The following is a 4,998-nucleotide window of genomic DNA, read 5'->3' as shown; positions in this document are numbered from 1 at the left end:
GATAAGAATCCTGCGGCTAAGCTCAAAGAATTGGCTGGACTTATTGATGAGGTTTTTCAGTTAATGCCTTCTGGAAAACATATGGTTGGGAGGGATTTGGGGCGTTTAGGGCCGACGGTTTCGCTACAGTACCGTGCTGCTGGATAATTTTCCAAGAATCAGGCTGCAAAAAATTTAAAAACTTGAACATCGAGTATCAGCAAGTAGCGGCCACGGAGGCCGGCACCGTGTTCGGCCGTGGTTATACCGGCAGCATCGCTCCCGAAAACACCAAGCCCTCGGACGACAAAGTTAAATGCGATTCGTCCACTCCGATGTGCCAATACAACTTCCACACGCTGACGGTCAGTCTCAATATCAGCGACACGCCGGTAAGCTACACCCCGCCGCTGGGTCCGGCCGTTCCGTTTCAAGTCACCTACAACCAGCGCGAGGCCAATCAGCCGGCCAACTTCAACTACGCCAATCTTGGCCCGAAATGGACCTTCAATTGGCTGACTTATCTGCAAGACGATCCCACTTATCCGGCTCACGACATCAAGCGCTACGTGGCCGGCGGCGGTGCCGAATACCACACCGGCTACCATGCCGCTAGCCAAAGTTACGCGCCGCAAAGCAGCTCGCGCGGCATTCTGGTGCGCACCTCGCAAAATCCGATTCGCTACGAACTGCGCTGGCCCGACGGCAGCATCGACGTATTCGCCCAAGCCGATGGCGCGACCGTCTATCCGCGTAAAGTGTTTTTGACCGAAAAACGCGACGCCCAAGGTAATGCGGTAAAGCTTAGCTACGATACCTATCTGCGCATCAGCCAAATCACCGATGCCCTGGGTCAGTCTACGGCGCTGGCCTACGAAGAGGCTGGCGACCCTTACAAAATCACCCGCGTCACCGACCCGTTCGGGCGCTCGGCCGTGTTCGGCTATCAAAACGGCCTGTTGGCGTCGATTACCGATCCGATTGGCATCCAGTCGCAAATGCACTATGGGGCCAATCAATTCGTCAACGCCCTGACCACGCCTTACGGCACCATCACCTTCGCTTACGGCGAAAGCGGCACCAGCCGCTGGCTGGAGGCCACCGATCCGCAAGGCGACAAAGAACGCTTGGAATACCGCCATCAAGCACCCGGCATTCCGTACAGCGAATCCCTGGTGCCCCAAGGCCTGGCGCCGGTGTTCAACGCCTACATCAACGGCCGCAACAGCTTTTACTGGGACAAACATGCCATGAAAACGGCGGCGGGCGACTATACCAAAGCCCGTCTGACCCACTGGCTGCACGGCGTCAACACCTCAGTTTCGGTCGCCGTCAAGGAAAGCGAGAAACAGCCGCTGGAAAACCGAGTCTGGTACAGCTATCCCGGCCAAACCTGGGGCGGCGGCGTGAGCAGCGGCATGCTGGAAAAGCCCAAACAAATCGCCCGCGTACTGGATGACGGCAGCACCCAACTGTACCGCTACGAATACAACAGCCTGGCCAAAGTCACCAGAGCCATCGACCCATTGGGCCGTAAAACCGTTTACGAATACAGTGCCGACGGCATCGATCTGCTGCGCGTCAAACAACAGAACGGCAACGCCTACGATCTGTTGGCGGAATTCAGCTATAACGGCCAACATCGTCCGCTCAGATACCGCGACGCATCGGGCGCCGTCACTACCTTCGGCTGGAACGGCCAAGGCCAATTGCTTTCGACGACCGACGCGCTGAACCAAACCACGGCCTACCAATACGATGCCCAAGGCTATCTGCGCCAAATAGTCAACGCTCTGGGCCGTGTTCAGGCCGAATTCAGCTACGACGCAGCCGGCCGCATCGCCACTGCCAGCGACGACAGCGGCTATACCTTGGCCTTCGAATACGATGCCATCGACCGCATCGTGCAAATCGACTATCCTGACGGCACCCGCCGCACCCGCGTCTACGACAAACTGGATTTGGCCAGCGAAACCGATAGACAGGGCCGCACCGCCCAATACGCTTACAACCCGCTGCGGCAACTGACCCAAGTCACCGACGCCCTAGGCCAAATCACCCGCTATACCTGGTGCGGCTGCGGCGGCCTGGAAACCCTGACCGACGCCTTGGGCCGCATCACCCGCTTCGATTACGACGTGCAAGGCCGTCCGGTTCGTAAACGTTATGCCGACGGCCAAGGTACGGATTACCGTTACGAAAACACCAGCAGCCGCCTGAAAAGCCGCACCGATGCGCTGGGCCAAATCACCGCCTACCGCTACGCCAAAGACGACGCGGTCAGCGACATCACCTATAGCAACAGCCAACAGCCCACCGCCGACCGCCACTTCAGCTACGACAGCGCCTACCCGCGGCTCATCGGTTTCGACAACGGCCAAGGTGCGACGCAACTGACCTATATCGCGGCCGGCCAAGCCAGCGCCGGCCGATTGGCCGAAGACATCAGCCCAGACGGCTACCGCGTGCAATTTGGCTACGACATCCTGGGCCGCTTGCTCGGCCACGACGTAATCGACGCCGGTCAACAAAACCATGCCAACGCCATCGGCTACGATGCCCTGGGCCGCGTGACCGGCAACGACACCGAACTGGGCTTGTTCGAATACGCCTACGACGGCGACTCCCAGCGCTTGGCGCAAATCCTCTATCCCAATCAAAGCCAAAGCCGCTTGGCTTATGCCGACATGTTGGGCGATCTGCGTCTTTTGACCCTGGAACACACCGGCCCCAACGGTAACCTGCTGGCCGGCCACCAATACCGTTACGACGCCGAGGGCCAAATCAGCCAATGGCAACGCAGCGGCACGGAAAACGCCGACGAAGTCATGGTTTATGACGCCATCGGCCAACTGCTGCAAGTGGTTAACCGAGGCCATCACAACGGCCATCCGCATGCGATTCCGGCTATCCCGGCCAGCTCCAATGGCCCTGGCCAGCCGGCCACGCCCGCGACACCGGCGATTTCGCCGCATCGGCAAAGCGCCGAAACCTTGGCTTTTGCCTATGCCTACGATGCGGTCGGCAACCGCATCCAAGAAACCCTGGGCGAACAAAGCCGCGACGCCGCTTACAACGACCTCAACCAATTGTTGAACAGCGGTGCCGATAGCTACAGCCACGACGCCGAAGGCAACCAAAGCCTGCGCCTCAGCGCCACGCAGGGCGAGCGCAATTATCTGTGGGACGGCGAAAACCGCCTGATCGGCATCGAACAGGCCAGCGGCAACGGCAGCCAATTTCAATACGACGCCCTGGGCCAGCGCATCGCCATCCAAGACCAAGCCGGCGGAACAACAGTCCGAGACAACCGGCTAATCTACTGCGGCAGCGCCCTTTGCGCCGAACACGAACGGGTCGGCAGCCGCTTGACTCGCTACTACGGCGACGGCCAAGCCCAAGACGGCCAAGACGGCCAAGGCCGCTACTACCATCGCGACCACCTGGGCTCGGTGCGCGCCGTCACCGACAGCAGCGGCCAACTGACCGCCGCCTATAGCTACGACCCTTATGGCCGCCGCAGCGTGCTAACCGGCCAAGCCGACGATTCGACCTTCGGCTACACCGGCCACTACACTCATTCAACCACGGGCTTGGCCTTGGCGCCTTACCGGGCCTACGATGCCGAGATAGGCCGATGGCTCAGCCGGGATCCGATTGGGGAGGAGCCAGGCGTGCAGTTCTACACCCATATCTCCAACCAGTACGCTCCGTTTCACACCAAGGTCATCAACGCCACGGTGCGCGACGCCACTCACGTCTTGGACGGATTGCTGTACCACGAGTCCGATCTGCGCATTGATGAACATTATACCGACACGGCTGGCTTTACCGATCACCTATTCGCGCTGATGCACCTCTTGGGTTTCCGTTTTGCCCCGCGCATCCGCGATCTGACCGATAAGCGCCTTTACATCCACGGGGACGCCAAGCAGTACCCGACGCTCTCCGGCCTGATTGGCGGCGGCGGCGGCGTCAACGTGAAGCACATCCGCGCCCATTGGGACGAGATCCTGCGATTGGCCGCATCGATCAAGCAGGGCACGGTGACGGCCTCGCTGATGCTCCGAAAGCTCGGCAGTTACCCGCGTCAAAACGGCCTAGCTGTGGCCTTGCGCGAGTTGGGGCGCATTGAACGCACGCTATTCGCTCTCGACTGGATGCAGAACGTCGAATTGCGCCGCCGTGTGCAGATAGGTTTGAACAAAGGCGAAGCAAAGAATGCACTGGCCCGCGCCGTGTTCCTGAACCGGCTTGGCGAAATCCGCGACCGCAGTTTCGAGAACCAGCGCTACCGTGCTAGCGGCCTCAATTTGGTAGTGACGGCTATCATCTTATGGAACACGGTATATCTGGAGCGCTCAATCCAGGCGTTACGCGACTCGGGCAAGGACATCGATGAGGCGCTGCTACCGCATCTCTCACCGTTGGGCTGGGAGCACATCAATCTGACGGGCGACTACATTTGGCGGCAGAATAAACATGTCGAGCAGGGCAAGTTTCGGCCTCTACGGGAGCCCCGCGAGGCTTAGCGTACGATTTTTTCCGTTTCGTGAGCTGACCCCTTATACAAGCTGACGAAACTTTCCTGTTTTTTATCTCTATTTAATTTCACTACAATCGCAGACTGCTCTTAATCAAACTGATGCTCAGGCTGCAGAACAACTGCAAAAAGAATGCCTTAAATTATTTAAAAGCATTAATAAACGAGACTTGAAAAGCGGCTGAGTTATAAGAATTTATTTTTTCTTTTTTCAGACTCATTTATCTAGTAGAAAATACTGTATCGTCAAGGATGTTATTGCGTTTGTATTTGCTTCCATAGGATTCGATACCGCTTAATGTGTTTTAGTAAACTATTTCCAATTTAACCGAAATTTTGATCGGCGCTTTATAGTGGACCCCGAATTCCGGACAATAGTTTAAGCTATGCTCTGTCGAAAAATGAGAAGTAAGAAATGAGCGAAAGCAAACGGAAGATTTTTACAGGGGCGCAAAAAGCCAAGATTGCACTGGAAG

The 4,998-nt window shown here is 57.4% G+C and carries 2 pseudogenes; both read left to right on the top strand.

From position 1 onward, the window contains the following. Positions 1 to 314: 314 nt before the first annotated feature. Positions 315 to 3,620, top strand: a pseudogene (locus tag RW114_RS19765) (hypothetical protein); the annotation flags it as partial. Between the two features lie 18 nt (positions 3,621 to 3,638). Beyond that, a pseudogene (locus RW114_RS19760) lies at positions 3,639 to 4,511 on the top strand (Tn3 family transposase); the annotation flags it as partial. Positions 4,512 to 4,998 lie beyond the last annotated feature (487 nt).

Source organism: Methylobacter svalbardensis (assembly GCF_037671525.1).
GTDB lineage: Bacteria > Pseudomonadota > Gammaproteobacteria > Methylococcales > Methylomonadaceae > Methylobacter_A > Methylobacter_A svalbardensis.
The sequence above is the reverse complement of the archived record's forward strand: the minus strand, read 5'-3'. Positions and strand labels throughout refer to the sequence as shown.